Origin of the sequence: Actinokineospora xionganensis, from assembly GCF_014323725.1 — a bacterium.
Lineage (GTDB): Bacteria > Actinomycetota > Actinomycetes > Mycobacteriales > Pseudonocardiaceae > Actinokineospora > Actinokineospora xionganensis.
In genome coordinates this window covers 107,409-133,740 of record NZ_JABVED010000013.1, presented here as the reverse complement: position 1 = coordinate 133,740, position 26,332 = coordinate 107,409, and the positions used below count along the sequence as shown (strand labels likewise).

The following is a 26,332-nucleotide window of genomic DNA, read 5'->3' as shown; positions in this document are numbered from 1 at the left end:
TTCAGGCCCGCCGAAACCCGCATCGGAGTTTCGGCGGGGCCGAAGACCGTCTATCCGAGTGTCCCCGTCGCCAGCAGGCCGCCGTCGACGCGGATGGTTTCACCGGTGATCCAGGCCGACCGGTCCGACGCGAGGAACGTCACCAGGCCCGCCACGTCCTCGGGCACCCCGAGTCGCTTCATCGGGTACGCCTCGGCCGCCTTCTCCTCGCCCTCGGCGTACAGGGCCTCCGCGAAGCGGGTCTTCACCACACCCGGTGCGACCGCGTTCACCCGGATCTTCGGGCCCAGCTGCCACGCCAGTTCCTCCGTGAGCCGGATGAGCGCCGCCTTGCTGGCCCCGTAGGCCGCGATCACCCCGGTCGAACGCAACCCGGCCACCGACGCGATGTTGATCACCGAGCCGCCGTGCTCGCCCATCCACGACTTCACCGCGAGCTGGATGAACCCCAGCGCGCCGACCACGTTGGTGTCGAAGATCTTCCGCACGGCGTCGAGATCGGCGTCGACGAGCGCGCCGTACACCGGGTTGATGCCCGTGTTGTTGACCAGGATGTCCAGCCCGCCCAGCTCCGAGATCGTCCGCGCGACCACCGCCGCGCGGTCGTCCGCCGAGCTCGTGTTGGCGGCCACGGCCAGCACCGAGGCCCCGGGCGCCGCGGCGCGGATCTCCTCTGCCGCCGCGTCGAGCGCCTCCTGCTTGCGGGCCGAGATGGCCACGGCGGCGCCGCCGCGCGCGAGTTCGATGGCGATGGCCAGTCCGATGCCTCGGCTGGCCCCGGTCACCAGGGCGGTCTTTCCCGCGAATTCACCGTCAGTCATGGCTGCACGATAGCTAAGCGAGCGCTTAGGTTCGAGTGCGGACGGGACCCGGTCGACGCCGTCTCGTAGACTGGGCCCGTGCTCTTCATCGACTGATGTGCGGGAGGGCTCGTCCGCCGCGGCGGGTGAGCGGATGACCCCTGCCATGCCAACAACCTGATCGATGGAGCTTTCACGTGATCACCGCTACTGACTTGGAACTGCGCGCGGGCTCGCGCATCCTGCTCTCCGACGCCACCCTGCGCATCCAGCCGGGCGACCGGATCGGCCTTGTCGGCCGCAACGGAGCGGGCAAGACGACCACGCTGCGTGTCCTCGCCGGCGAAGGCGAGCCCTATGGCGGCGACGTCCGGCGCACCGGTGAGATCGGCTACCTCCCGCAGGACCCACGCGAAGGCGACCTGTCCGTCATCGCCCGCGACCGTGTCCTCTCCGCGCGCGGACTCGACGAGTTGCTTCGCGAGATGGAGAAGGCGCAGACCTCGATGGCCGAGCTGGTCGACGAGGCCAAGCGCGACTCCGCGGTCCGCAAGTACGGCAGGCTCGAGGAGCGCTTCTCCAGCCTCGGCGGGTACGCCGCCGAGAGCGAGGCGGCCCGCATCTGCTCCAACCTGGGCCTGGCCGACCGCGTGCTCGCCCAGCCCCTCGCCACGCTCTCCGGCGGTCAGCGCCGTCGGGTGGAGTTGGCGCGCATCCTGTTCGCCGCGTCCGAGTCCGGCGCGGGCGGCGGCTCCGGCACGATCCTGCTGATCGACGAGCCCACCAACCACCTCGACGCCGACTCCATCGCCTGGCTGCGCGGGTTCCTCAAGGGCCACAGCGGCGGCCTGGTGGTCATCAGCCACGATGTCGATCTCCTCGCCGACGTGGTCAACAAGGTCTGGTTCCTCGACGCCGTGCGCGGCGAGGTCGACCTCTACAACATGGGCTGGCAGCGCTACCTCGACGCGCGCGCCGCCGACGAGAAGCGCCGCAGGCGCGAGCGTGCCAACGCGGAGAAGAAGGCAGGCGCCCTCATGGCGCAGGCCGACAAGATGCGCGCGAAGGCCACCAAGGCCGTCGCCGCGCAGAACATGATGAAGCGCGCCGAGAAGCTCGTCGCAGGCCTCGACGAGGTCCGCCAGAGCGACAAGGTCGCCAAGATCCGCTTCCCGGAACCCGCCCCCTGCGGCAAGACGCCGCTGATGGCCGAGGGGCTGAGCAAGTCCTACGGATCGCTGGAGATCTTCACCGGCGTCGACCTGGCGATCGACAAGGGATCACGGGTCGTCGTGCTCGGCCTCAACGGCGCGGGCAAGACCACCCTGCTGCGCCTGCTCGGCGGCATGGAGAAGGCCGACTCGGGTGGCGTCATCGCTGGTCATGGCCTGCGCCTGGGCTACTACGCCCAGGAACACGAGACCCTCGACCACGACGCCAGCGTGTGGTCCAACATCCGCCACGCCGCGCCCGACACCCAGGAACAGCAGCTGCGCTCGCTGCTCGGCACGTTCCTGTTCAGCGGCGAGCAGCTCGACCAGCCCGCCGGAACGCTCTCCGGCGGTGAGAAGACGCGCCTCGCGCTCGCAGGCCTGGTCTCCAGCCGGGCGAACGTGCTGCTGCTCGACGAGCCGACAAACAACCTCGACCCAGCGAGCCGCGAACAGGTCCTCGACGCCCTGCGCCGCTACTCCGGCGCCGTCGTCCTGGTCACCCACGACCCCGGAGCGGTCGAGGCACTGGAACCCGAGAGGGTGATCCTTCTCCCTGACGGGACTGAGGATCACTGGTCTCCGGACTATCTCGAACTCGTTCAGCTCGCCTGAAATATGGCATTACGCAGGGATCTTGTATTCGAAGATCACCCTGTGTCCCGAAGCGGGTATCTGCGGTGATCAGCGTTGTCGCACACCTTTTTGTCATCTCGTCTGGCAATCCGCGCTTCCGTGTTCGATCATTGCGGCGGTAGGGGTCTTCAAGGCCCCGACCACTCGCGACGGAAGGCGGACAACGTGGCTGACCTCAAGAAAGGCGCGCGGATCACTGGTGCCACGCGCGACAAACTTGCCGGCGACTTGAAGAAGAAGTACGAGAAGGGCGCCAGCATCCGAGCGCTCGCGGAAAGCACCGGACGTTCCTACGGATTCGTTCACCGAGTCCTGTCGGAGTCCGGCGTGACCCTCCGCGGGCGCGGCGGAGCGACGCGAACGAAGAAGAAGTAGCGAGCGCCGCGCGTCCGTCCGGCTGAGACTGTTTATCCGAGGCCGGATGGTTGCGGTGTTGTGCCGACACCGGGACCGGTCGACAGACCGGCCTCGACGTCGGGTCCGGTGTCCGCGGTGGACTCCTGGCCCGGGTCGGCCGGACGGGCGAAGGCGAGCGCGGCACCCAGCAAGGCCACGGGGTACACCAGATAACCCCACCTCGTGGCGGGTGCCAACACGATCGCCGCACCGAGCCCCACCGCGACGCGCGTCATCGCGTCCGCCATCGACAGCGGCGGACGCACCACCAGCCAACCCGTGATCACCGCGGCGGCCAGTCCCAACAGGACGAGGGCCACCGTGTGACCCACCGGGCCGAGCCCGGCGATCAGGTGGCCGGGCAGCGGGCTGGACGCCGGCGACGACGCCTGCCCGAGGCCGATCGGGAACTTGACCACGTGCTCGACGAAGGACGCCGGGTCGGCGGCCAGGACGGGCACGGTGATCAACGCGCCCACGCCCACCAGTGAGCCGAGGAACCGGGCCAGCGCCCGACCGCCGCACACGGCGAGCACCCCGATGCCGATCACCGCGGTGGCGGGCAGGGCGGTCAACTTCATGGCGACCATCACCGCGCACACGGCGCCGCTCCACACCGGGCGCACGCGGTAGGCGAGCGCGCCCGCGAGCACGATCAGCGCGATCACCGCCACGTCATCACCCGCGACGCACAGCGTCAGCGCGGTGAGCGGGTTCGCCACCAGGTGCATGGCCCGCACGGGGACCGGCGGTCGGTGCAGCACGTGCCACGCCGCCCAGAGCGCCGCGGCGCTGCCCAGCAGGAACATCACCCGCGCGTCGGTCAGCGGGTGGTCGCCGAACAGTGCCCGCGGCATGCCGAACACCGACATCGCGGGCCCATAGGGCGTGTAGTCGTCGGGATGCGCGACCCGGCCCAGCGTGGCCAGGTCTGTGTACGGCGTGCCGTGCGTGAACAGGTTCCGCGCGGCGCGTTCGACCACCCACACCTCGGGCTGCGCGGGGAACGACCACGGCCACGGCCCCCAGGTGAACGACGGCGCGCGCTTGAACACGAGGAACAGCAGCGGCACCAGGATCGCGCCCACGGCCGCGACGACCACCGGGATCTTGCGCCGTGTCGGCGCCGCCAGGGTGAGCGCCGCGGCGGCCAGGTAGCCGACTGTCGCGAAATTGCCCCAGACGCGATACCCATAGAACTCCGACGCGACCGAGGTGACTCCTGCGGCGACGGCACCGCCTGCGTAGATCAGCAGATCGAGCCGCAGCGCAGCACGCACCGAGCCCCCCATCGCCCACGTTTCTGTCACCGTCGCAGGGCAGGCTACCGGCGTGATCGCGACCACCACCCACGTGGGCGGGAAGTTCCAGCCCGTTCCGCGTGTTGTACGAGAGCTGTATCAAGAGAGGGGGTGCGCGTGGACAACTCGATGATGAGAGGCATGGCGCGCTCGATGCGTTCGACCGACCTGCCCAAGGGGCTGCGCAAGGGCACCATCCGGCGCGTCTTCACCTTCAGCCGCAGGCACCGGCCGCGGCTGATCGTCTTCTTGCTCCTGACCGTCGTCTCGGCGGTGCTGGGGGTGACCTCCCCGCTGCTCGCGGGCAAGGTCGTCGACGCGATCGTCGGCCGCGACGACGTGTCCGTGGTGGTGTGGCTGGCCGTCGGCATCGCCGCGCTGGCCATCATGGGCGCGGTCCTGGGGGTCGCCGAGCGGTGGCAGTCCGCCCGCATCGGTGAGGGCCTGATCTACGACCTGCGGCGCGCGGTGTTCGAACATGTGCAGCGCATGCCGGTCGCGTTCTTCACCCGGACCCGCACGGGCGCGTTGGTGAGCAGGCTCAACAACGATGTGATGGGCGCCCAGCGCGCGTTCACCTCCACACTTTCCGGCCTGGTCAGCAACGTGATCGGCCTGGTGCTCTCGCTCGGCGTGATGATGACCCTGTCCTGGCAGGTCACGCTGCTGGCGCTGATCCTGCTGCCGGTGTTCGTCCTGCCCGCCCGCCGCGTCGGCAGGCACATGGCCGACCTGCAGCGCGAGTCGTCCACGTTGAACGCGTCGATGACCACCCAGATGACCGAGCGGTTCTCCGCGCCCGGCGCCACCCTGGTCAAGCTGTTCGGCCGCCCCGACGTCGAAGCCGTCGAGTTCGGCGAGCGCGCGGGCCGCGTCCGCGACATCGGGGTCCGCACCGCCATGGCGGCGCGCTGGTTCATGACCAGCCTGCAGCTGGTGTCGGCGCTCGCCCAGGCCCTCGTCTACGGCCTCGGCGGCTACCTGGCGCTCAAGGGCGACCTCGCGCCCGGCACGGTCGTCGCCCTGGCCCTGCTGCTGACCCGCCTCTACGGCCCGCTGACCGCCCTGGCGAACGTGCGCGTGGACGTGATGACAGCGCTTGTCTCGTTCGAGCGCGTCTTCGAGGTCCTCGACCTGCCGCCGATGATCTCCGAGAAGCCCAACCCGCGCCCGGTGCCCACGGGCGCGGTCTCGGTCGAATTCGACTCGGTGCGGTTCGCGTACCCGGCCGCGGACAAGGTGTCGCTGGCTTCCCTGGAGGAGGTCGCGGTATTGGATCAGCGCGGTGGGGAGGAAGTGCTGCACGGTGTTTCGTTCGTGGCCGAGCCCGGGAAGATGATCGCCTTGGTCGGGTCCTCCGGCGCGGGCAAGTCGACCATCGCCTCGCTGGTGCCGAGACTCTATGACGTCGACTCGGGCGCGGTCCGGCTCTCGGGTGTGGATGTCCGCGACCTGTCCTTCGACGCACTGCGCGACACCGTCGGCGTGGTCACCCAGGACGGCCACCTGTTCCACGACACGATCCGCGCCAACCTGGCGTACGCGGCCCCCGACGCGACCGACGCGGACATCATGTCGGCACTGCGGCAGGCGCGGTTGGGCAAGCTGATCGACGCACTGCCTGATGGGCTGGAGACGGTCGTGGGGGAGCGCGGGTACCGCCTCTCCGGTGGCGAACGGCAACGACTGACGATCGCCAGGCTGCTGCTGGCACAACCTCGCGTGGTCATCCTCGACGAGGCGACAGCGCACCTGGACTCGGAGTCGGAAGTCGCGGTCCAGGAGGCGTTGGCCACCGCGTTGGAGGGTCGCACAGCCATCGTGATCGCCCACCGGTTGTCGACGATCCGCGCCGCTGATCAGATCCTGGTGGTCGAGGCGGGCCAGATCGTCGAACGTGGTTCGCATGATGAGCTGCTCACTCGGGATGGGCGGTATGCGGACCTGTACCGAACCCAGTTCGCCGAACAGGACGCCGTGGCGTAGCTATCGTGATCGAGTGACCACCCAGGTGATCGTCCTCAACGGCGGCTCCAGCTCAGGAAAGTCCGGCATCGCCCGCTGTCTCCAGGCGATCCTCCCCACCCCCTGGCTGTCCATCAGCGTCGACACTCTCGTCGACGCCATGCCACACAACACCCCCGGCGGCATCGAGTTCAGCCCCGACGGTGAGGTGAACGTCGGCCCCGAGTTCCGCAGACTCGAGGCGGCATGGATCGAGGGCATCGCCGCCATGGCCCGTGCCGGCGCCAGGATCATCGTCGACGACGTCTTCCTCAGCGGTCCGCGATCGCAGCGGCCGTGGAAGAACGCCCTCGACGGACTCGATGTGCTCTGGGTGGGTGTCCGGTGCGACAAGGCGGTCGCCGAGGGCCGCGAGATCGCCAGAGGCGACCGGGCGGTCGGGATGGCCGCGTCCCAGGCCGAAGTCGTCCACCAGGGTGTCGACTACGACCTGGAGGTCGACACGAGCCACACCGAGGCTCTGGACTGCGCTCGCCGCATCGCCGCTCAGGCGAGCGTGGGAATCCGCGGCGAGTAGCGCTGCATCAGGGCCTCGTTCGCCTCGTCCCCGCCCGCCATGTTGGAGCTCTGCCACAGCGGCAGCTCCATTCCCTCACGCGCGGCCCGGTCGTTGAGGCGGATCAAGATCTGGTTCCACAGGTATGTGACCGTCACCGACGACAGCGGCGCGGTGACCGGCTTCGATTCCGGGTAGGCCACGTCGCCGGGGGCGGTCAGCGTGTCGAGGACGATCGTCGCGTTCTGCGCCAGCGTCGTTCCCGCCCGGCGGGGCGCCGCGGACGTCGCGGCCAGGGAGGTCACGGCCACGACCGGGCAGCCCGCGTCGAGGGCGCACAACGCCAACTCGACCGGGTAGTGGTTGACGCCGGAGTTGGAGAAGACGAACAGGACCTCGTGACCCGACAGGTGCAGGTTTCGGAACACCGACCGCGCCAGACCCGGGGTGCGCTCGGCCTGCAGGGCGCGCCGCACTCCGCTGAACACCTGCAGGTCCTCATGGAACAGCGGCCGCACGCACGCCAGGCCACCCGCCCGGAAGAACGTCTCGGCGACGGCCGCCAAGGAGTGGCCCGCGCCGCCCGTCAGCACCAGGCCGTCGGCGCGGATGCAGGCCAGGACGAGGTCGGCGACGTCGTCGAGGGCGTCGGCGTTGTGCGTTGCGACCTCGGCGAGGTGCTCGAGCATCAGGTCACTGGTCATGGGGCCTCCCTGGCAGATCTCCCGGCCGGTCGGCGTCGGCGCCGTCGGCGATGTCAGCGCACGGCACGTCGGTGACGCGGTTGCGGGCGAGGTAGGGGCGGGCGCCGGTGTCGCCGTCGGCGGCCTCGGCGACACCGCTCCAGTGGTCGCGGCCGATCAGGACCGGGTGGCCGGGCACGCCGTCGTAGCTGGCTCGGGCCAGCGCGCCGGGGGCGGCCATGGCGATGAACCTGCGGATCGCCTCCGCCGTAATCCCCGGCGTGTCCACGGTCAGCACGACCACCGCGTCGCAATCGCCGAGGGCGGTCAGGCCGACCCGCAGCGACGAGCCCATGCCATCGGCCCAGTCGGGGTTGTCGACCACCACGCCGGGCAGCTTCGACCGGGCGCGGACCTCGTCGGCGGCGGCGCCGAGGACGGTGATCACCGGGTCGCAGCCCGCGTCGACCAGGGTGGCGGCGGCGTGTTCGACCAGCAGGCCGGGTCCCCAGGGGACGAGCGCCTTGGGCATCCCGAACCGCCTGCCCCCGCCCGCGGCCAGGAGCAGTCCCGCCACCGAGCAGGCCGCCATGCGGCGAGCTTAGGGGTATCCGGGAAGATCGAGAAGACCCCGCCCCACCACGTCAGAGGGATGTCGCACAGCGTCCAGGTGGCTAGCGCAAGTGGTCTAGGAGCAACGCCGTCAGTGCGTCCGGTGCCTCCTCTGGAATCCAGTGGGAGGCGTCCTCCAACATCTCGAACCGGTAGGCGCCCGTGACCCACTTGCCGCAGGACAGGGCCGCTGTGGAGCCGAACGCGACGTCTTCGGTGCCCCACACGTACATCGTGGGCACCGACACCGCGTCGGGGGTGACGTTCCACCGCGTCGCGCGATACCAATTCAGAGCCGCCGTCATCGCGCCCGGTTCGGACAGCCGGGTCACGTAGTCCTCGATGTGCGACGGCGGCACTCGATACTCGAACATCTGGCGCAGCGCGGCGGCGTTGTCGGCGAGCAGCCGCTTCTCCGCCGAGCGCTCCTTGAACACCGAGATGTACTGCGACCGCAGATGCTGGTCTTCGTCCTCGCGGTAGGCGGCCGCGATCGCCGCCGGGTGCGGCGCGGACACCGCGGTCAGCGTGCGGATCCGGTCGGGGTGCTCGGCGGCGGTGTGCCAGCCGACGGCGGCGCCCCAGTCGTGCCCGACCAGGTCGAACCGGGACCAGCCCAACTCGTCGGCGATCGCCAGCACGTCGGCGACCAGGTCGTCCATCCGGTAGTCGCCGACCTCCTCGGGCCTGACCCCGGGGGAGTAGCCACGCTGGTCCGGCGCCACGGCGTGGAAGCCCGCGCGCCCGAGCTCGCCCACCACGTGCCCCCACTCGGTGGAGGACTGCGGGAAGCCGTGCAACAGCAGGACGGGCCGGTCGCCCGCGGAACCTCCGCTCAGCGCGTCGAAGGCGCCTGCGGCGGTGGTGATCTGGAGGTGGTCGCTCACCCGCCGGAATGTACTCACTCACACTGACCGAACCGGACTGGCTCCGGTTGCGAAGATTGTCGTGTGAACGACAGTGCGCGGCCCAGCATCCGGGTCTACGGTCCGACCGAGAACGTCCGCGGTGTGGCGCTCCTGCTCCACGGCGGCCGCGAGCGCAGCCATGGGCGGGTGCACCGCTACCGCTCGGCCTACCTGCGCATGCTCCCGTTCGCCCGCGATATCCGGCACGAGGGCGCCGCCGACGGTGTGGCCGCCTGGGCCCTGCGCTACCGCTACCGCGGCTGGAACGCCCCCGAACTCGATCCCGTCCTCGACGCCGCGTGGGCGCTCGACGAGATCCGCCGCGCCCACGGCGACGTGCCGGTGGCACTTGTCGGCCACTCGATGGGCGGCCGCACGGCGCTGCGGGTCGCGGGAGCGGACTCCGTGGTCGCGGTCTGCGCCCTGGCGCCGTGGACGAAGCCGAACGAACCGGTCGAGCAGTTGGCAGGCCGCACCGTCCTCATCGCGCACGGGCTGCTGGACAAGATGACCGACCCCGAGCTGTCCTTCCGCTACGCGGCGCGCGCCAAGGCCGTCACCGAGCGGGTCGCGCACTTCGACGTGCACGACGAGGGCCACGCCATGCTGCGGAAATCCGCCGCGTGGACCCGGCTCGTCACCGGTTTCACACTCGGCGCCCTCGGGACCCAACCTTTCGACCCCGTCATAACGAATGCCCTGGGACAGCCCTCACCGGAAGGGTTGCGCATTCCTCTCTGACGGAGGCCCCAGTGGCGGAGCGGCGTCGGGTCGCGGTCATCGGCGGCGGAGTGTCCGGACTGACGGCGGCTTATCTGCTGCGGCGTCGGTACGACGTGACGCTGTTCGAGGCGGACGACCGGATCGGTGGCCATGCCCACACCCATGACCTGCCGACCTCGGCGGGTTCGATGGCCCAGGTGGACAGCGGTTTCATCGTCCACAACGAGCGGACCTATCCGAACCTGATCCGGCTCTTCGGCGAACTGGGTGTGGCGACCCGCGAGTCCGAGATGTCGATGAGCGTGCGCTGCGAGGGCTGCGGCCTGGAATACGCGGGCGCCCGCGGCGCCCGGGGACTGTTCGCGCAGCCCGCGAACGTGCGTTCGCCGAAGTTCCTGCGGATGCTCGGCGAGGTCAACCGCTTCCACCGGCACGCCCGCCGCGTCCTTCGCGACGACCCCGGCGACATCACTCTGCGCGGGTTCGTCGTGGTCGGTGGCTATTCGCGGTACTTCGTCGACCACTTCCTGATCCCCCTGGTGTCGGCGGTCTGGTCCGCGGGCGCGGAGCTGAGCATGCGGTACCCGGCCCGGTACCTGTTCGAGTTCCTGCACCACCACGGGATGCTCTCGGTCACCGGCTCGCCGACCTGGCGGACCGTCGTGGGCGGCTCCCGGACCTATGTCGAGCGCGCGGCGAAAGGCCTGACCGCCGTGGAGGTCTCCACGCCGGTGCGCGCGCTGGTCCGCCACGCCGACCACCTGGAAGTCCGCGACGACGCCGACGTGGTCCGCCGGTTCGACCACGCCGTCGTGGCCACCCACCCGGACCAGGCGTTGCGGCTGCTGGCCGAGCCGACGCCCGCCGAGCGAGCTGTTCTCGGCGCGTTCAGCTACTCGGTCAACGAGACCGTCCTGCACAGCGACACCTCGATCCTGCCGCGCGCGGAAGGTGCCCGGGCGTCGTGGAACTACCTCAAGCCCGCGTGCGACTCGGCGAACGGTCCGGTTCGGGTGAGCTACCACATGAACCGGCTGATGGGACTGTCCGGAGAGGACCAGTACGTGGTCAGCCTCAACGCCCGCGACCGGGTCGACGAGTCGCGTGTGCTGCGCTCGATGGTCTACGAGCACCCGGTCTACACCCCGGAAAGTGTTGCCGCCCAACGGGAACTGCCCACGCTCAACGACGGCGCGGTGGCCTACGCGGGTGCCTATCACGGCTGGGGGTTCCACGAAGACGGCTGCGCCTCCGGTGTCCGCGCCGCCGCCGCGTTCGGTGCAGGCTGGTCCTCGTGACCGCGGCCCTCTACGACGCGGTCGTCACCCACACCCGAACCGAACGGCTGCACAGGTCCTTCCAGCACCGGATCTACCTGTGGCTGGTCGACCTCGACGACCTGCCGCGGCTGCCCGCGCCGCTGCGGCCGTTCGCCCGGTTCGACGCGAGCGATCACCTCGGTGACCCGGCGGCGTCCATCAAGGACAACCTCGCTGCCTGGCTGGTCCCGCAGGGGATCCAGGTGACGGGCCGGGTGCTGATGCTGGCTAGCGCGCGGGTGCTCGGCTACGTGTTCAACCCGATCACCGTCTACTGGGTGCACGACGAGGCTGACCGCGTGGTCTGCGTGGTCGCCGAAGTCCACAACACCTACGGCGGGCGGCACCGCTACCTGCTGCGCACCGACGACCGCGGCCGGGCGCGCGCCGACAAGGAGTTCTACGTCTCGCCCTTCCTCGAGATGGGCGGCACGTACCGGATGCGGCTGCCCCGGCCCGGCGCGGTGCTTTCCCTGACCGTGGCCCTGAGCCAGGGCGGGAAGACGCCGTTCACCGCGACCCTCGTCGGTGAGCGACGCCGGGCGACCACGGCCGAGGTCCTCCGAACTGTCGCGCGCCGACCGCTCATGCCACACCGGGTCTCGGCCCTGATCCGCCGCCACGGCGTCGCCCTGTGGCTGCGTCGCGTCCCCATCGTCCCCCGTACACACCCCCAGGAACGAGTCCGATGACCGACACCACTCTCCGATCCGCGCAGCCCTGGGGAACCCTGTACTCCCCGCCGCGCGGCCCCGCGCGGGCCCGGATCGCGCGGATCGTCTTCGCCAACGCCGTCCGCACCCTGCCGGTCCGGGTGCTGTTCCCCGACGGCACCCGGATGGGCGCGGGCGGCCCGGACGCCCCCGTCTTGCGCGTGCACCGGCCGAACGCGTTCTTCCACCGCCTCGGTGTCGACGCCAAGATCGGCTTCGGCGAGGCCTACATGGTCGGCGACTGGAGCAGCCCGGACCTGGTGGAGCTGCTGACCGAGTTCGCCGCCCGGATCAGCACGCTCATCCCGCCCGCGCTGCAGACGCTGCGTCGCTGGGTCGACCGGCGCCAGCCCGCGGGCGCGGACAACACGGTCGCCGCCGCGCGAGCCAACATCCAGCGGCACTACGACCTGTCCAACGACCTGTTCGCCGCGTTCCTCGACGAGACGATGACCTACTCGTCGGCGCTGTTCACCCCCGGCGACACCGACCTCCACAGAGGACAGATCCGCAAGATCGACGGCATGCTCGACTACGCGGGGGTGCGCGCGGGCTCGCACGTGCTGGAGATCGGCACCGGGTGGGGCGCCCTGGCGATCCAGGCCGCCCGACGCGGCGCGCGGGTCACCACCCTGACCATCTCGGCCGAGCAGAAGGTCCTGGCCGAACGGCGCGTCGCCGAAGCCGGGATGTCCGAGCGGGTCCAGGTCCTGTTGCGGGACTACCGCGAGGCGCAGGGCAGCTATGACGCGATCGTCAGCGTGGAGATGATCGAGGCGGTCGGGCAGCGCTACTGGCCGACCTACTTCGCCGCGGTCGACCGGTTGCTCAAGCCGGGCGGCAAGTTCGGCCTGCAGTCGATCACCATGCCGAACGACCGGATGCTCGCCTCGCGCGACTCCTACACGTGGATCCAGAAGTACATCTTCCCCGGCGGGCTCATCCCGTCGACCGAGGCGATCGACGAGAGCGTGGCCAGGCACACCAGCCTGCGCGTGCTCGCCCACCGTGACTTCGGCCTCGACTACGCCGAGACGCTGCGGCAGTGGCGGGAGCGGTTCACGCAGCGCTGGTCCGGCGTCGCCGACCTGGGCTTCGATGACACTTTCCGCCGGATGTGGGAGTTCTACCTGGCGTACTGTGAGGCCGGTTTCCGGTCGGGCTACCTCGGGGTGCGCCAACTGTCCATCGGTCACTGAACGCAACCCCAGGTGGGTCTCCGGCGTCTTGGCTAAGGGGAGTGGGAGACTCCCCGCACTGCCGTGGACAGATAAGGGGAACGGTCTCAGTGAAGCGTCTGGCTGGAGAACTCTCGTGAGCTACGGGCATGGGCAGGATCAGCACGGCCGACCGAGATACGCCCCGACCAGAGCCATGCCGCAGGGCGGGCAGGGCTACGACCGAGGACACCAGCCGCCGCCTCCGCCGCGGGGACCCCGTGGTCAGCACCAGCCGTACGGGTCGCCGCCGCCGCGCCGCAAGCGCCGAGGGCGGCGGATCGCGCTGACCGCGCTGTTGGTCATCGTCGGGCTCATCGCCGGGCTGTGGATCTACCTGGAGTCCTCCCTGACGCGCATCGACGCGCTGGAGGACTACGAGGGCAGGCCCGCGGCGGGCGCGGGCACCAACTGGCTGATCGTGGGGTCCGACAGCCGCGAGGGCCTCAGCGCCGAGGACGAGGAACGCCTCGCCACCGGCGACGCCAAGGGCCAGCGGACCGACACGATCATGCTGCTGCACGTGCCGGACAACGACACCCGCCCGACGCTGGTGTCGCTGCTGCGAGACTCTCTTGTGGACATCCCGGGCAAGGGCAAGAACAAGCTGAACGCGGCGTACGCGTTCGGCGGCCCGAAGCTGCTCGCGAAGACCGTGGAGACCGAGACCGGCCTGCGGCTCGACCACTACATGGAGATCGGCTTCGCCGGATTCGCCGACGTCGTCGACGCGGTGGGCGGGGTCGAGATGTGCCTCGAAGCCCCGATCAACGACCCGCTGGCCGGGATCGACCTGCCCGCGGGCTGCCAGGAACTCGACGGCGCCAACGCGCTCGGGTACGTCCGCACCCGCAAGGGGCCGCGGGCCGACCTCGACCGGGTCATCCGCCAGCGGGCCTTCATCGGCGCGCTGACGAAGAAGGCGACGAGCGCGGGCACGCTGGCCAACCCGTTCAAGGTGTTCCCGCTGCTGGGAAGCGCGCCCGACGCCATCTCGGTCGACGACGACACGCACCTGCACAACCTGCCGTCGGTCGCGTTCGCGATGGGTGGGGCAAGTGACGGCGGGCTGATCACCACGACCGTCCCGATGGGCGGCAGCAAGAACGTCAAGGGTGTCGGGTCGGCGATCCTGTGGGACGCGGTGAAGGCGCCCAAGCTGTTCGAGGCGCTGCGCACGGACGCCGTGGTGGCCGATGAGCTGATCGTCGGTGCGCCCGGAGGCTGACCCCTACCGCCGCGCGCCCCTGGTGGGCGCGCGGCGGTCGCTACCCCTGATCGGCCCTGTCGGGTTCTCGCGCGTGCGCCCTACACTCGCTCGCTGCTACGACCCCGACCGAAGGAGCAGCTGTGCAGCTCACAAGGCTGTTGTGTGCCACCGTGTTCGCCGCCTGCGCGGTGATGGTCCCGACCGGTGTCGCCGCCGCCGAGGACCAGCCGAGCGTGACCAAAGGCCCGTGTCAGTACACGGAGACCCCGGATGATCCGGCGGCCCGGCCGGTCCGGCTGCCGCGCGATCCCGCGCACACGCCTTCGCATGGCTTGGTCAAGGTCAAGCTGCGGACCTCGCAGGGGCCGATCGGGCTGACGCTGGACCGGGCGAAGGCGCCGTGCACCGTCCAGAGCTTCCTGCACCTGGCCCGGCACGGGTTCTACGACGTGACCACGTGCCACCGGCTCACGGCGTACCCGACGCTCAAGGTGCTGCAGTGCGGCGACCCGAGCGGGACGGGGGAGAAGGGCCCGGGCTACCGGTACAAGGACGAACTGCCCACGGACCTGCCCGACTGGCCCGGCGACACGACCGGCACCCGCAAGGTCTACGCCCGCGGGGTGCTGGCCATGGCGAACGCCGGCCCGGACACCAATGGCAGCCAGTTCTTCCTGGTGTACGGCGATTCCCGCCTGCGCCCGAACTACACCGTCTTCGGCACGGTCGACCTCCCCGGCCTGTCCACACTGGACACCGTCGCGGCCGCGGGCATCGCCCCCACCCCCGACAACCCAACCCCCGTCGACGGCACCCCCACCCTCACCACCACGATCCACTGGGCCCGCTAACCCCCAATACGGTCGCGAGTCCAACGTTCAAAACAACGAGTCCAACGTTCAGAACATCCCAGTTCCAACTCACGGTGACGTGAAAGCGGAAGTCGATGTTCTGAACGTTGGACTCGTTGTTTTGACCGTTGGACTCGCGACCGTATTGGGGGATGGGGGGGTTAGGGGTGGCGGGCGCGGAGGGCGTCCAGGGCCTTGTCGGCGTGGACGGCCATCCGCAACTCGCTCTTGATCGCCTCTAGGACCTTGCTGTCGGTGTCGATCACGAAGGTCATCCGCTTGGTCAGCAGGGGGCCGAACTTGCGGCGCACGCCGAACAGCTTGGCAACCTCGCCGTCAGGGTCGGACAGCAGCGGGTAGTCGAACGAGTGGATCGAGGAGAACTTGGCCTGCCGCTCGACCGAGTCGGGGCTGATGCCGACGCGGTGGGCGCCGACCTCGGCGAACTCGGCGGCGAGGTCGCGGAAGTGGCAGCTCTCCGCGGTGCAGCCCGAGGTCATCGCGGCCGGGTAGAAGAACAGGACGACCGGTCCTGTCGCGAGGAACTCCGAAAGCGAGCGCTCGACGCCCGTCTCGTCGGCGAGTTTGAAGTCGGGAACGAGATCTCCGGGCCGCATCAGATGGAACTCCTCGGTGTCGTTTTCGGTTTGGGTGGCAGCGGCAGGAAACCGCTGGTGCGTGCGACGTAGTCGGCGTAGCCGGGCCGGGTGCTTGCCAGGTGTTTCTCGGTCAGGGGTTTGCCGGTGCCTTTGGCGAGCAGGAACGTCATGAGCAGCGGCGCGGGGAGGGTGGCCGCGCCGACCCACGAGTGGCAGGCGATCAGGTACAGACCCCACCATACGCAGGCGTCGCCGAAGTAGTTGGGGTGTCGGGTGTAGCGCCACAGGCCCGTGTCGAGGACCCGGCCCTTGTTCGCCGGGTCGGCGGTGAACCGGCTCAGCTGCCGGTCGCCGACGGCCTCGAAGGTGAACCCGACCAGCCAGAGCGCGACGCCCAGGTAGGCGAGCGGACCGAAGGTGTGCTGGCCGTACTGGGCGACCTGCACCGGCAGCGACACGATCCACATGACCGCGCCCTGGGTGAGGAACACCACCCGGAACATGTGCGCCTTCGGGTTGCCCTTGGCTTTGGCGAGGATCTCCGCGTAGCGGCGGTCCTCGGGTTTGCCGTGGTTGCGCAGGTGCAGGTGGACCGCCAGACGCAGGCCCCAGACCGCGGTCAGCGTCGTCGCCGTGAGCCGGAACGCGAGGGAACCGTCCCCACTGGACAGTGCGAAGGTGACGAGCGCGATGACGACGAAACCGAGCCCCCACACGGTGTCGATCGTGTCGTAGCGGCCTCGCCGGAGGCTGATCCCGAACGCGGCCACGATCACCAGGGCCGTCACGGCCGCGGTCACCGCCAGGTTGAGGATCACAGGAAGACCTCACGGGTCGCGGGGAAGCCGCTGGCGCCGTCCGCGGTCGGCCGCACGGCCAGGATCTGGTCGACGCCCATCCGGTTCTCCTCGAACGCGAGCGCGCCGCCCGCCAGGTACAGCCGCCAGACCCGGGCCTGCTGCTCACCGACGAGGTCGACCAGCTCGTCCCACTTCTCCTCGAGGGTCCGCGCCCACGCACGCACGGTCCACACGTAGTGCTCGCGCAGCGCGTGGACGTCGCGGACCTCCAGGCCTGCCTGTTCGAGCAGGTCGACGGTCTGCCCGACCGGGCGCATGTTCATGTCGGGGGCCACATAGGACTCGATGAACGCGCCACCGCCCTGCGCCGTGGCCCCGCGCGACATCTGCTGCAGCAACAGCCTTCCCCGCGGCTTGAGCATGCGGAACAGGGTAGCGGCGTAGACGGGGTAGTTCGCGGCGCCGACGTGCTCGCCCATCTCCAGGGTGCCGATGGCGTCGAACGGCTCGTCGTCGAGGTCGCGGTAGTCCTGCAGCCGCACCTCGACCTGGTCGGCCAGGCCGTACTCGTCGAGCCTGGCCAGGATGAACGCGCGTTGCTCGGCGGACAGCGTGATCCCGGTGACCCGCGCCCCGTAGTGCCGCGCGGCGTGGATGGCCAGCGACCCCCACCCGCAGCCGACATCGAGCAGCCGGTCGCCCGGGCGCAGGTCGAGCTTGGTGCACACCAGGTCCAGCTTGGCCCGCTGCGCGTCCTCGATCGGGTCGTCCGGCTTGGTGAAGTAGGCACAGGAGTACGCCATCTGGGGGTCCAGCACGCGGCTGTAGAACTCGTTGGACAGGTCGTAGTGGTGCGCGATGGCGGCCCGGTCGCGGTCCTTGCTGTGCTCGTCGCCGGACAGCCTGGCCTCGGCGGCGGGCGCGGGCGGCCGTTTGCCGAACACGCCCAGCTTGAGGCCGGTTCGCACGATCGCGGCCTTGTCCTTGAGGGTCAGCTTCGGCTTGGCGGTGCGGGCGAGCGCCCAGAAGCGGGACAGGGCTTCGGCCAGGTCGCCCTCGACGTCGAGCTCCCCACTCACGTACGCGCGGGCGAGGCCGAGCTCGTTCGGGTCCCAGAGGAGCCTGCGCAGGGCCCGCCGGGACCGGACGATGGCGACCGGGCCGTCGGCGGCCCCTGCCTCGCTGTCGTCCCAGGCGCGCAGCCTGACGGGGAGGGGTGCGCCGATGGCTCGTTCGGCGGTCTGCGCCAGCGTGGAGGCGATGGCCACGACTCTCCGTTCGTCGGTGATGACGAGTATTCGGAGGCGGGCCCGGTGGGGATTGCCCTTGTTCGGCTCAGCCCGGAAGAGCCGCGCGACCTGTGCTGCTATTCCGGTCGGGGAAGGCGGGTGTACGCCTCGTGAGGATGATCGGGCAGAAGGTGGCGAGTGAGGGTGAGAAACACCTCGCCGTACGTCGTGTCGACGATGCACAGATCCCACTGGTCGAGTTCGGACTCGCAGTAGCGGTGCAGCAGCTTGTTGAACAGGTCGAACTCGTCCTGGGATAGCCGCCCACCCGCATCTTTCATGTGATCAGCGTAGCCACCGTTCCCTTAAGCGGCGGCATATTCGGGAAGGAGCGCGAGGAGTTGAGCCGTGTGGCCCGGTAGCTCGGACTCTGCGAGGCCGTTGACGATGTCGCCCAGCGTGAGGGGCTGGTCGACCAGGATCAGGTCTTTGGATACCAATCGGGCCGGTATCAGGGTGGCTGATTCGGTCTCGCTCAGTACCGGGCCTGCGAGCGAGCAGAGGGCTTCGCCCTGGGTGCGGATTCGTTCGCTGAGGCCTTCGCTCCCGCCGGCTGCCTCGGTGACGTAAGCGAGAGTCCAGACGTCCTGGGAGACGCGGTTGTCGTAGGTCGTCGGGATGCCCGAGGCGACCGCGGAAAGGGTGGAAATGGTGGCGGCGCCGACAATGGCGACGTGCGCCAGGATCTGGTCGGCGTCCCATTCGCCCGCGGGCGGGGTGGGGGCCGGGTCGGCCTTCGCGACGGTGGCTGCCGCCTCCAACAGGGTGCGGTAGGCGTCGCGGAGCGGGGTGGTGTCCATGTCTCGTTTTCCTTATGTGCGCTGGGGTCGGTCAGGCGTCCACTTTGGACATGTCCCACGGGGCCTGGGGGAGCACCTCGCCGGTCTCCATCAGCGACTTGAGGTTCGCCAGCACGGCGGGCCACCCGTGGGAGATGCCGCCGAGCATTTCGCGGTTGGGCAGGTTTTCGTGGGTCACCGTGAGGCGGACGATCTCTTGGTGCGGCTCGATGAGGAACGTGACGACCGACGGTTCCCTTTCGGCGTCGGGGGTGTCTTCGAAGGTGATGACCAGACGGGTGGGCGGCTCGGACTCGATCACCTTGCCGACGACGTCGACGCCCGACCCGTCGACGCGTCGGTGTTCCCAGGTCGAGCCTGGCTGCCAGTCCGAGACGTTGGCGTGGTTCCAGTACTTCGCGGTCAGATCGGCGTCGGTCAGCGCCTGCCAGACCTGTTCCGCGGACGCGCGGATGTAGGTGGCGTAGACGTAGGTCGGAATCGACGTGGCGGTCACGGCTATCTCCTCGGCTTGGTTTCTGATGGCGTTCAGGGTTCGCAGGCGGGGCTTGTCGAATCCGGAGATCCAGCGTTCCTCGATGTCGTGGATCGGCGCCGGGTTCAGGTAGTGCAGGCGCTCGCGCCCCCGTCGCACGACGATCACCAGGTCGGCCCGGCGCAGGACGTCCAGGTGCTGGGTCGCGGACTGGCGGGCCATGTCCAGGTGTTCGCACAGTTCGCGCAGCGTCTGGCCGTTGTGTTCGCGGAGCCGGTCGAGCAGCAGCCGTCGGGTGGGGTCGGCGAGCGCCTTGAACACCGAGTCCACCGCGTTCACTTCGAGGGTCACTCGACCATTATGCAGGTAAATGCCTGCCTATTGTCAACCGGTGGTCTTCATCCCGAGTGCCAGGAGGTGCGCACTGGCGTTGATCAGCAGCGGATCCCGCTCGACAAGGCGCGCGCAGCGCAGGGCAGCGTCCGCCCGGGCCGCGAACTCGCTTGCGCCCGCGACATCCAGGGCGGGCCAGGCAGGTCCTTCGACGCCGTAGACCTCGACATCGTCGAGGCCGCAGCTTTGGACTTCGGCCCGAAGCTCGTCAGCGGTGTGCCAGTGCGTCGAGACGAACCCGACGTGGCCGTCGTAGCGGCCCGTCGCGATGACCGCCTCGATCGAGGGCGTCAGGTCCGCGTCGAGAGTCCCGTCGGTGCCCGTCTCCAGGATCGAGAGGTAGCGGCTGATCCCTGCCGCGGCGAGCACACCGCCGGGCCGCAGCACCCGCACTCCTTCAGCCAACGCCTTCGCGCGGTCGGCGGCGTCAATGAGGTGGTAGAGCGGGCCGAGCATCAGCACGACATCCATGCTGTTGTCGACAACGGGAAGTTCGCGGGCGTCACCGACGACCGCGGTAACGCCTGGCAGGTTCACGGCGGCGGTCGCGTGTGCGGCGACCACGTCGATCAGGTGCACCGTGTGCCCATCGCGGGCCAGCCACTCGGCGTGCACGCCGGTCCCGCCGCCCACATCGAGCACCTTCGCTCGCGGCGGGAGAACTCGACGGAGCAGTTCCTGGGTGCGCAGAAACTCAAGCCCGCCGTGCGGTGTCCTCGCCAGTCGGGAGGTCTCGACCCCGTAGGAGTAGTGCCGGACTACGTCGGTTTCCATATGGCATGCTCGCCGCCGCCTTGATGGGCGGGCAACGACGTTTCGCCTGAGGACCACAGGGACCGTGTACCTCGTGGGCCGTTGAGGTGCCAGGGTCGGATATCCGCTTGGATGGGGGCGTCGATCGGGGCGAGCCGTTTCGGGGATGGGTGGATGGGCGTGGGTTTCTTGGCCGCGGGTGGTTGTCGGTGAAGCGGTTGGCGAAGGTGGCGACCGAGGTGTTGTCGCCCGCGGTGGTGGTTCTCCTGCTGCCCTTGGCCGTCGCCTGGCAGGCGACGGGGTATCGGGTGGGGCCGACGCTCATGTGGGGGATCGTGGTGGCGCTCTTCTCGAGCATCCTGCCGATGGTCTTCATCATCCGCGGGGCCCGCCAGGGCCGGTGGGACGGCCACCATGTCCGGGACCGGGAGCACCGGGTCGTCCCGTTGCTGGTCGGGCTCGCGTCCACCGGCGTCGGGTTGGCGATCCTGCTGGTCGGTGACGCGCCGAGGGCGGTGGTGGCGTTGACGGTGGCCATGGCGGTCACCCTGGCCGCCTGTATCGCGGTGACGGCGTGGTGGAAGGTCTCGCTGCACGCCGCGGTGGCCGGGGGAGCGGTGGTGATGGTGGCGCTGCTCTACGGACCGTGGTCTTTCCTCTTGCTGGTGCCGCTCGTCATCGTGTGCTGGTCTCGGGTGGTCCTGCGCGACCACACCGTCGCCCAGGTGGTGGTGGGCGCCCTGTTGGGCCCGGCGGTCGGCGGCGCCGTGTTCCTCGCGATCACATGACCGAGTCCCGCGCCACGCGGTTCGCGCGGAACGTGCGGGACGCGTTGTATCCGAACTTTTTGCCGGTCATCGCGGCGGCCATGGTGGCCACGCGGGCCATGGGTGGCTTCTGGCTGCCGGTGTTATGGGGTGTGCTGGCGGGAATCTGCGCGGTACATCTGCCGCAGAACCTTGTCGTGCGTGAACCCGCTCCCGGTTTCCCGAGGGCGCTGGTCGGGTACGCCGCGCCGCTGGTGGGGGTGGCGGTCATGCTGGCCGCGGGCGTGCCTCGCGAGGTGGTGGCGCTGACCCTCGCCATGGCGGCGACATTGGCCATGACCTCGCTGGTGAACGGCTCGGCCCAGGTGGCGGCTTGGGGCGGCTTGGTCGCTATGGCCGCCGTCTTCAACCTCCAGGCCCAGCTCCCGATCGCGGTGGCGGTGCTGGTCGTGGTCGGCTGGGCACTTGTCAAGATCGGTGAGCACAGCCTGCCGCGGGTGGCGATGAGCACGGTCGTGGGGCCGGCGGCGGGCCTGGTCGTGTTCCTGGTGGCCAGGTGAAGGTGCCGCTCGCCGGTTCGCGGGAGCGGGTCAGGCAGGCCGACTTGGCCGAGACGTTCATCTGATGGGCCTGTTCTAGTTCGACCATGCGCGGCACGGGTTCAGCGCTCTCCTGGTGGCGATCACCGAGACCTTCTCGGTGCTGGCGCCCTATGTCCTGGTCGTGCGCGGGGTGGGCGATCGAGCCCTCACCCGGTTGCTCGGGTATGTCGCGCCACTGGTGGGTGTGGCGATCCTGGTGGCCGTGGGGGCGCCACGTGTCATGGTGGCGTTGGCCGCGGCGATGGCGGCGACACTGCTCGCGACGTTCGCTGTGAAGGGGTCGCTGCAGGTGGTCGCCCTGGCGGCGACCACGGTGGCGGCGTTCGCCGGTCACTGGATCGTGGGCGTGTTGGCCGCCGTCGTGGCTTGGGCGCCGGTTCGGGTTGGCCACCACCCCCTGAAACGCGTCGCGGTGGGCGCGGTCCTGGGGCCCGCGGAAGGGGCTGGCCGTGTTATTGCTCGCCCGCTAGTAGTCCACCCGATCGGGTCGGGCCTCCCACGCGGCGAACGGGGTGTGTTCGGTGCCGGTGCGGATGTTGTCCACCGCGATCGGCCACGTCCGCCGGGGCTGGGTGAACACGTCGTAGAAGCGGCGGTCGTCGAAGCCCGCCTGGGCCGCGTCATCGCGGTCCGCGGCGTAGACGACCCGGTCGACGCGGGCCCACAGCGCCGCCGCCAGGCACAGCGGGCACGGCTCACAAGACGAGACCAGGACGCAGCCGGTCAGCCGGAAATCGCCGAGCACCTGGCAGGCCCGCCGGATCGCGACGACCTCGGCGTGCGCCGTGGGGTCAAGGTCCGTCGTCACCTGATTGGTCCCGCGCGAGAGAACCTTCCCCTCGCGGACCACCAAGGCGCCGAACGGGCCGCCGCCCGCGGCGACGTTGTCCTTCGCCAGCTGGACCACCTCGGTCAGCCAGGGCAGCATGACGCCTCCCTATCTCAGGGTTCGGCTCCGGCCGCGGAACTCGGCCACGACCTCGTCGCCCCTGGTCACTGTGACGTCGTAGATGCCGCTGCGGCCGTAACGGGTGCGCTCCTGCGCCGTGGCGACCAGCTCGTCGCCCAGCTTGACCGACGCCACGAAGGTGATGTCCGCACCCGCGGCCACCGTGACCGGTCCGTGGCTGTTGCACGCGCAGGCGAAAGCGGTGTCGGCCAGCAGGAACACGTACCCGCCGTGGCCGATGGCGTGGCCGTTCACCATGGTCTCGGTGACCGTCATCCGCATGGTGGCGTGCCCGGGCCCGGCCTCCAGCAACTCGATGCCCAGCGAAGCCGAGGCGAGGTCGTCGGAGAGCATGCGGGCGACGGACTCAGGTGTCGGTACGGTCGTCACGCAGTCATCGTAGGCGGAGACGTGCACAACAGCGTGGTTGCGCTTCCGATAGTAGGAAGACAAACTATTTAGGTACGGCGACCCACGGAGGCTCGAGCATGTCCGCACCGCAGTTGTACCGACCCGCGCACCCCGTCCGCTTCGTGACGGCGGCGAGCCTGTTCGACGGGCATGACGCGGCGATCAACATCATGCGGCGCATCCTGCAGTCGCAGGGCGCCGAGGTCATCCACCTCGGCCACAACCGCTCGGTCCGCGAGGTCGTCGCCGCGGCCATCCAGGAAGACGTCCAGGGTGTGGCCATCAGCGCCTACCAGGGCGGACACGTCGAGTACTTCACCTACCTCGTCGAACTCCTCGCCGAGCAGGGCGCGGGCCACATCAAGGTCTTCGGCGGCGGTGGCGGCGTCATCGTCCCCGACGAGATCAAGCTGCTGCACGCGCGCGGCGTGGAGCGCATCTTCTCCCCGGAGGACGGGCAGACGCTCGGCCTGGCCAAGATGATCAACTCGATGATCGAGGCCTGCGACCACGACCCGTCCGAGGTCGCCGCCGCCGACGCGCACGCGCTGCTCGCGGGCGACCAGCGGGCGCTGGCCAGGACCATCACCCAGATCGAGGCGGGCAACCTCGCCGACGACGCCCGCGCCGCCATCGCCGAGGCCTCCGCGTCCCGGCGCGTCCCGGTCCTGGGCATCACCGGCACCGGCGGCTCCGGCAAGTCCTCGCTCACCGACGAACTGGTCCGCCGCCTGCGCCTCGACCAGCAGGACAAGCTGCGCGTCGCGGTCATCGCCGTCGACCCGACCCGCCGTCGCGGCGGCGGCGCGCTGCTCGGTGACCGCATCCGGATGAACTCCCTCGACGGCGAGCAGACGTTCTTCCGCAGCCTGGCCACCCGCGGCGCGGCCTCGGAGGTCCCCGACGGGCTCGCCGACGTCATCGCCGCCTGCAAGGCCGCGGGCAACGACCTGGTCATCGTCGAGACCCCCGGCATCGGCCAGGGCGACGCCGCGATCGTCCCGTTCGTCGACACCTCGCTGTACGTGATGACGCCGGAGTTCGGCGCCGCGTCGCAGCTGGAGAAGATCGACATGCTCGACTTCGCCGACGTCGTGGCGATCAACAAGTTCGAGCGCCGCGGCGCCGAGGACGCCCGCCGCGACGTGGCGCGCCAGATCGTGCGCAACCGCGAGGCGTTCGGCAAGTCCTGGGAGGACATGCCGGTCTTCGGCACCAGCGCCGCCACCTTCAACGACGACGGCGTCACCGCGCTCTACCAGGAGCTGCGCGGCCTGCTCGCCGAGAAGGGCGTCCCGTTCGCCGAGGGCGTCCTGCCGCACGTCGACACCTTGGTCTCCACGTCGGCCGCGACCATCGTGCCGCCCGCGCGCGCCCGGTACCTCTCCGACATCGCCGAGACCGTGCGCGGCTACCACCGGGCCACCGACGCCCAGGTCGAGGCCGTCCGCAGGCACGCCGCGCTCAAGGAGGCGCTGACCGCGCTCGCCGAGGCCGACGCGCCGAGCACCGACCTCGACCGGATCGCCGCCGAGGCCGCGCGCCGGGTCGACCGCGACACCGAGGACCTGCTGGCCCAGTGGAAGATCACGGCCGAGCAGTACCGGGCCGAGGAACTCGTCGTGAAGGTCCGCGACAAGGAGCTGCACACCCAGCTGTGGCGGGAAACCCTGTCCGGCAACAAGGTCCCGCGCGTCGCGCTGCCCCGCTACGACGACGAGCCGACGCTGCTTCGCTTCCTGCGCAAGGAGAACCTGCCCGGCAGCTACCCGTTCACCGCGGGTGTCTTCCCGTTCAAGCGTGAGGGCGAGGACCCGGCGCGCATGTTCGCCGGTGAGGGCGACGCGAACCGCACCAACCGCCGGTTCAAGATGCTCTCGCACGGCAACCCGGCCACCCGCCTGTCGACCGCGTTCGACTCGGTGACGCTGTACGGGCGCGACCCCGACACCCCGCCGGACGTCTACGGCAAGATCGGCACCTCCGGGGTGTCCATCGCCTCGCTCGACGACATGAAGGCGCTCTACGACGGCTTCGACCTGACCGCGCCGACCACGTCGGTGTCGATGACGATCAACGGCCCGGCGCCGACGATCCTGGCGTACTTCCTCAACACCGCGATCGACCAGCGCGTCGACGCGTTCGTGATGGAGCACAACCGCCAGCCCAATCCTGAGGAATACCAGGAGCTTTCGGCCTGGGCGCTGGCCAACGTGCGCGGCACGGTGCAGGCCGACATCCTCAAGGAGGACCAGGGGCAGAACACCTGCATCTTCTCCACCGAGTTCTCGCTGCGGATGATGGCCGACATCCAGGAATGGTTCATCCAGCACAAGGTGCGGAACTTCTACTCGGTGTCGATCTCCGGCTACCACATCGCGGAGGCCGGGGCGAACCCCATCAGCCAGCTCGCCTTCACGTTGGCCAACGGCTTCACCTATGTCGAGTCGTACCTCGCGCGCGGCATGGACATCGATGACTTCGCGCCGAACCTGTCGTTCTTCTTCTCCAACGGCATGGACGCCGAGTACTCGGTCATCGGCCGGGTCGCGCGGCGGATCTGGGCGGTGGCGATGAAGGAGCGCTACGGCGCGGGGGAGCGGTCGCAGAAGCTCAAGTACCACGTGCAGACCTCGGGCCGGTCCCTGCACGCGCAGGAGATGAACTTCAACGACATCCGCACCACGCTGCAGGCCCTGTGCGCGCTCTACGACAACGCCAACTCGTTGCACACCAACGCCTATGACGAGGCGATCACCACGCCCACCGAGTCGTCGGTGCGCCGGGCGATGGCGATCCAGTTGATCATCAACAAGGAGTGGGGCCTGTCGATGAACGAGAACCCGCTGCAGGGTTCCTTCGTCATCGACGAGCTGACCGACCTGGTGGAAGAGGCGGTGCTGACGGAGTTCGACCGCATCTCCGACCGCGGCGGCGTCCTCGGCGCCATGGAGACCGGCTACCAGCGCGGCCGCATCCAGGACGAGTCGATGCTCTACGAGCACCGCAAGCACGACGGCACGCTGCCGCTGGTCGGCGTCAACACGTTCCTGCCGGAGAAGGGCAGCGAGGACGAGGTCTTCGAGATCGAACTCGCCCGCGCCACCGAGGAGGAGAAGCGCTCCCAGGTCGACCGCACCCGCGCCTACCAGGAAGCCCACCGCGCCGAAGCGCAGGAGGCCCTGGCCAGGCTGCGCGAGGTCGCCGCGTCGGACGGCAACGTCTTCGCGGTCCTGATGGACGCGGCCCGGGTGTGCACCCTCGGCCAGATCACCGAGGCGTTCTTCGAGGTCGGCGGCCAGTACCGCCGCAATGTGTAGCGCTTGCGGTAAACAGTGTTGGTAAGCAGTGTGACGGCAGTGTTGTCGACAATGGCGTCGAATTCAGGGAGTG

27 protein-coding genes are annotated in these 26,332 nt (G+C 69.7%); 13 read left to right on the top strand and 14 right to left on the bottom strand.

Annotation, left to right across the window (positions count from 1 at the left end):
* Positions 1–50 precede the first annotated feature (50 nt).
* Complete coding sequence (locus GPZ80_RS22465) at positions 51–821, bottom strand: SDR family oxidoreductase (protein ID WP_187222974.1); 771 nt, start codon at positions 819–821, stop codon at positions 51–53.
* Positions 822–997: 176 nt separating this feature from the next.
* Here GPZ80_RS22465 and GPZ80_RS22460 point away from each other — a divergent pair, with 176 nt between their 5' ends.
* Entirely contained in the window at positions 998–2,626 is a 1,629-nt protein-coding gene (locus tag GPZ80_RS22460) for an ABC-F family ATP-binding cassette domain-containing protein (protein ID WP_187222973.1), read from the top strand.
* A 186-nt stretch (positions 2,627–2,812) separates the two neighbouring features.
* Positions 2,813–3,022 carry a helix-turn-helix domain-containing protein gene (locus GPZ80_RS22455; RefSeq protein WP_091382460.1) on the top strand — a complete coding sequence of 70 codons (210 nt, stop codon included), beginning with the start codon at positions 2,813–2,815 and terminating at the stop codon, positions 3,020–3,022.
* A 32-nt stretch (positions 3,023–3,054) separates the two neighbouring features.
* Here GPZ80_RS22455 and GPZ80_RS22450 read toward each other — a convergent pair whose 3' ends face one another.
* Positions 3,055–4,323: a glycosyltransferase family 87 protein gene (locus GPZ80_RS22450; protein WP_312880505.1), complete on the bottom strand. Its 1,269-nt coding sequence runs from the start codon at positions 4,321–4,323 to the stop codon at positions 3,055–3,057.
* A gap of 174 nt (positions 4,324–4,497) precedes the next feature.
* Between GPZ80_RS22450 and GPZ80_RS22445 the strand changes: the two genes are divergently transcribed.
* Together GPZ80_RS22445 and cpt are read left to right on the top strand one after the other, a co-directional pair.
* Positions 4,498–6,330 (top strand): ABC transporter ATP-binding protein, encoded by a 1,833-nt coding sequence (locus GPZ80_RS22445; protein WP_246477350.1) that lies wholly within the window; start codon positions 4,498–4,500, stop codon positions 6,328–6,330.
* Positions 6,331–6,343: 13 nt separating this feature from the next.
* Positions 6,344–6,886 (top strand): chloramphenicol phosphotransferase CPT, encoded by a 543-nt coding sequence (gene cpt, locus GPZ80_RS22440; RefSeq protein ID WP_187222971.1) that lies wholly within the window; start codon positions 6,344–6,346, stop codon positions 6,884–6,886.
* Here the strand turns inward: cpt and GPZ80_RS22435 are convergent.
* The 3 genes from GPZ80_RS22435 to GPZ80_RS22425 all read right to left on the bottom strand — a co-directional run bounded on the left by GPZ80_RS22435 (position 6,856) and on the right by GPZ80_RS22425 (position 9,047).
* Complete coding sequence (locus GPZ80_RS22435; protein ID WP_187222970.1) at positions 6,856–7,569, bottom strand: sugar isomerase domain-containing protein; 714 nt, start codon at positions 7,567–7,569, stop codon at positions 6,856–6,858. The two genes, cpt and GPZ80_RS22435, sit on opposite strands and share 31 nt — an antisense overlap.
* Positions 7,559–8,140 carry a nucleotidyltransferase family protein gene (locus GPZ80_RS22430; protein WP_187222969.1) on the bottom strand — a complete coding sequence of 194 codons (582 nt, stop codon included), beginning with the start codon at positions 8,138–8,140 and terminating at the stop codon, positions 7,559–7,561. The genes GPZ80_RS22435 and GPZ80_RS22430 overlap by 11 nt, the downstream gene beginning before the upstream one ends.
* Before the next feature lie 82 nt (positions 8,141–8,222).
* Positions 8,223–9,047: an alpha/beta fold hydrolase gene (locus GPZ80_RS22425; protein WP_187222968.1), complete on the bottom strand. Its 825-nt coding sequence runs from the start codon at positions 9,045–9,047 to the stop codon at positions 8,223–8,225.
* A 63-nt stretch (positions 9,048–9,110) separates the two neighbouring features.
* Between GPZ80_RS22425 and GPZ80_RS22420 the strand changes: the two genes are divergently transcribed.
* The 6 genes from GPZ80_RS22420 to GPZ80_RS22395 all read left to right on the top strand — a co-directional run bounded on the left by GPZ80_RS22420 (position 9,111) and on the right by GPZ80_RS22395 (position 15,101).
* Positions 9,111–9,809 carry an alpha/beta hydrolase gene (locus GPZ80_RS22420; RefSeq protein ID WP_312880504.1) on the top strand — a complete coding sequence of 233 codons (699 nt, stop codon included), beginning with the start codon at positions 9,111–9,113 and terminating at the stop codon, positions 9,807–9,809.
* A gap of 11 nt (positions 9,810–9,820) precedes the next feature.
* The gene (locus tag GPZ80_RS22415) at positions 9,821–11,089 is read left to right on the top strand and encodes an NAD(P)/FAD-dependent oxidoreductase (protein WP_187222967.1); all 1,269 of its coding nucleotides are present in this window, start codon (positions 9,821–9,823) and stop codon (positions 11,087–11,089) included.
* The gene (locus tag GPZ80_RS22410; protein ID WP_187223096.1) at positions 11,077–11,802 is read left to right on the top strand and encodes a DUF1365 domain-containing protein; all 726 of its coding nucleotides are present in this window, start codon (positions 11,077–11,079) and stop codon (positions 11,800–11,802) included. Before GPZ80_RS22415 ends, GPZ80_RS22410 begins: the two co-directional genes overlap by 13 nt.
* A complete protein-coding gene (locus tag GPZ80_RS22405) occupies positions 11,799–13,022 on the top strand; it encodes an SAM-dependent methyltransferase (RefSeq protein ID WP_187222966.1) in 1,224 nt (407 codons plus the stop codon). Before GPZ80_RS22410 ends, GPZ80_RS22405 begins: the two co-directional genes overlap by 4 nt.
* A 115-nt stretch (positions 13,023–13,137) precedes the next feature.
* Positions 13,138–14,268, top strand: coding sequence for an LCP family protein (locus GPZ80_RS22400; protein ID WP_312880503.1), 1,131 nt, complete (start codon positions 13,138–13,140; stop codon positions 14,266–14,268).
* 173 nt (positions 14,269–14,441) lie between these two features.
* A complete protein-coding gene (locus tag GPZ80_RS22395) occupies positions 14,442–15,101 on the top strand; it encodes a peptidylprolyl isomerase (RefSeq protein WP_187223092.1) in 660 nt (219 codons plus the stop codon).
* A 161-nt stretch (positions 15,102–15,262) separates the two neighbouring features.
* Here the strand turns inward: GPZ80_RS22395 and GPZ80_RS22390 are convergent, their stop codons facing one another.
* The 7 genes from GPZ80_RS22390 to GPZ80_RS22360 all read right to left on the bottom strand — a co-directional run bounded on the left by GPZ80_RS22390 (position 15,263) and on the right by GPZ80_RS22360 (position 20,231).
* Positions 15,263–15,718 carry a peroxiredoxin gene (locus GPZ80_RS22390; protein ID WP_187222965.1) on the bottom strand — a complete coding sequence of 152 codons (456 nt, stop codon included), beginning with the start codon at positions 15,716–15,718 and terminating at the stop codon, positions 15,263–15,265.
* Positions 15,718–16,518 (bottom strand): DUF1295 domain-containing protein, encoded by an 801-nt coding sequence (locus tag GPZ80_RS22385; protein ID WP_187222964.1) that lies wholly within the window; start codon positions 16,516–16,518, stop codon positions 15,718–15,720. The genes GPZ80_RS22390 and GPZ80_RS22385 overlap by 1 nt, the downstream gene beginning before the upstream one ends.
* The gene (locus GPZ80_RS22380) at positions 16,515–17,768 is read right to left on the bottom strand and encodes a class I SAM-dependent methyltransferase (RefSeq protein ID WP_312880502.1); all 1,254 of its coding nucleotides are present in this window, start codon (positions 17,766–17,768) and stop codon (positions 16,515–16,517) included. The genes GPZ80_RS22385 and GPZ80_RS22380 overlap by 4 nt, the downstream gene beginning before the upstream one ends.
* 98 nt (positions 17,769–17,866) lie before the next feature.
* Positions 17,867–18,070, bottom strand: a complete 204-nt coding sequence (locus tag GPZ80_RS22375) for a hypothetical protein (RefSeq protein WP_187223118.1) — start codon at positions 18,068–18,070, stop codon at positions 17,867–17,869.
* A 24-nt stretch (positions 18,071–18,094) separates the two neighbouring features.
* Positions 18,095–18,589 (bottom strand): hypothetical protein, encoded by a 495-nt coding sequence (locus GPZ80_RS22370; RefSeq protein ID WP_187222963.1) that lies wholly within the window; start codon positions 18,587–18,589, stop codon positions 18,095–18,097.
* A 31-nt stretch (positions 18,590–18,620) separates the two neighbouring features.
* Entirely contained in the window at positions 18,621–19,415 is a 795-nt protein-coding gene (locus tag GPZ80_RS22365; RefSeq protein ID WP_312880501.1) for an ArsR/SmtB family transcription factor, read from the bottom strand.
* A gap of 33 nt (positions 19,416–19,448) precedes the next feature.
* Positions 19,449–20,231, bottom strand: coding sequence for a class I SAM-dependent methyltransferase (locus GPZ80_RS22360; RefSeq protein WP_187222962.1), 783 nt, complete (start codon positions 20,229–20,231; stop codon positions 19,449–19,451).
* 188 nt (positions 20,232–20,419) lie between these two features.
* On the opposite strand from GPZ80_RS22360, the gene GPZ80_RS22355 reads away from it, so the two are divergent.
* Positions 20,420–20,998, top strand: a complete 579-nt coding sequence (locus tag GPZ80_RS22355) for a phosphatase PAP2 family protein (protein ID WP_187222961.1) — start codon at positions 20,420–20,422, stop codon at positions 20,996–20,998.
* Positions 20,995–21,537 carry a hypothetical protein gene (locus tag GPZ80_RS22350; protein ID WP_187222960.1) on the top strand — a complete coding sequence of 181 codons (543 nt, stop codon included), beginning with the start codon at positions 20,995–20,997 and terminating at the stop codon, positions 21,535–21,537. The genes GPZ80_RS22355 and GPZ80_RS22350 overlap by 4 nt, the downstream gene beginning before the upstream one ends.
* A gap of 508 nt (positions 21,538–22,045) precedes the next feature.
* On the opposite strand, the gene GPZ80_RS22345 is transcribed toward GPZ80_RS22350, so the two are convergent.
* Positions 22,046–22,507 (bottom strand): nucleoside deaminase, encoded by a 462-nt coding sequence (locus tag GPZ80_RS22345; protein WP_187222959.1) that lies wholly within the window; start codon positions 22,505–22,507, stop codon positions 22,046–22,048.
* 9 nt (positions 22,508–22,516) lie between these two features.
* On the bottom strand, positions 22,517–22,882 hold the full coding sequence (gene paaI / locus GPZ80_RS22340; protein WP_187223087.1) for a hydroxyphenylacetyl-CoA thioesterase PaaI: 366 nt from the start codon (positions 22,880–22,882) through the stop codon (positions 22,517–22,519).
* 134 nt (positions 22,883–23,016) lie between these two features.
* Between paaI and icmF the strand changes: the two genes are divergently transcribed.
* Positions 23,017–26,259: a fused isobutyryl-CoA mutase/GTPase IcmF gene (gene icmF, locus GPZ80_RS22335; RefSeq protein WP_187222958.1), complete on the top strand. Its 3,243-nt coding sequence runs from the start codon at positions 23,017–23,019 to the stop codon at positions 26,257–26,259.
* The last annotated feature ends 73 nt before the right edge of the window (positions 26,260–26,332 follow it).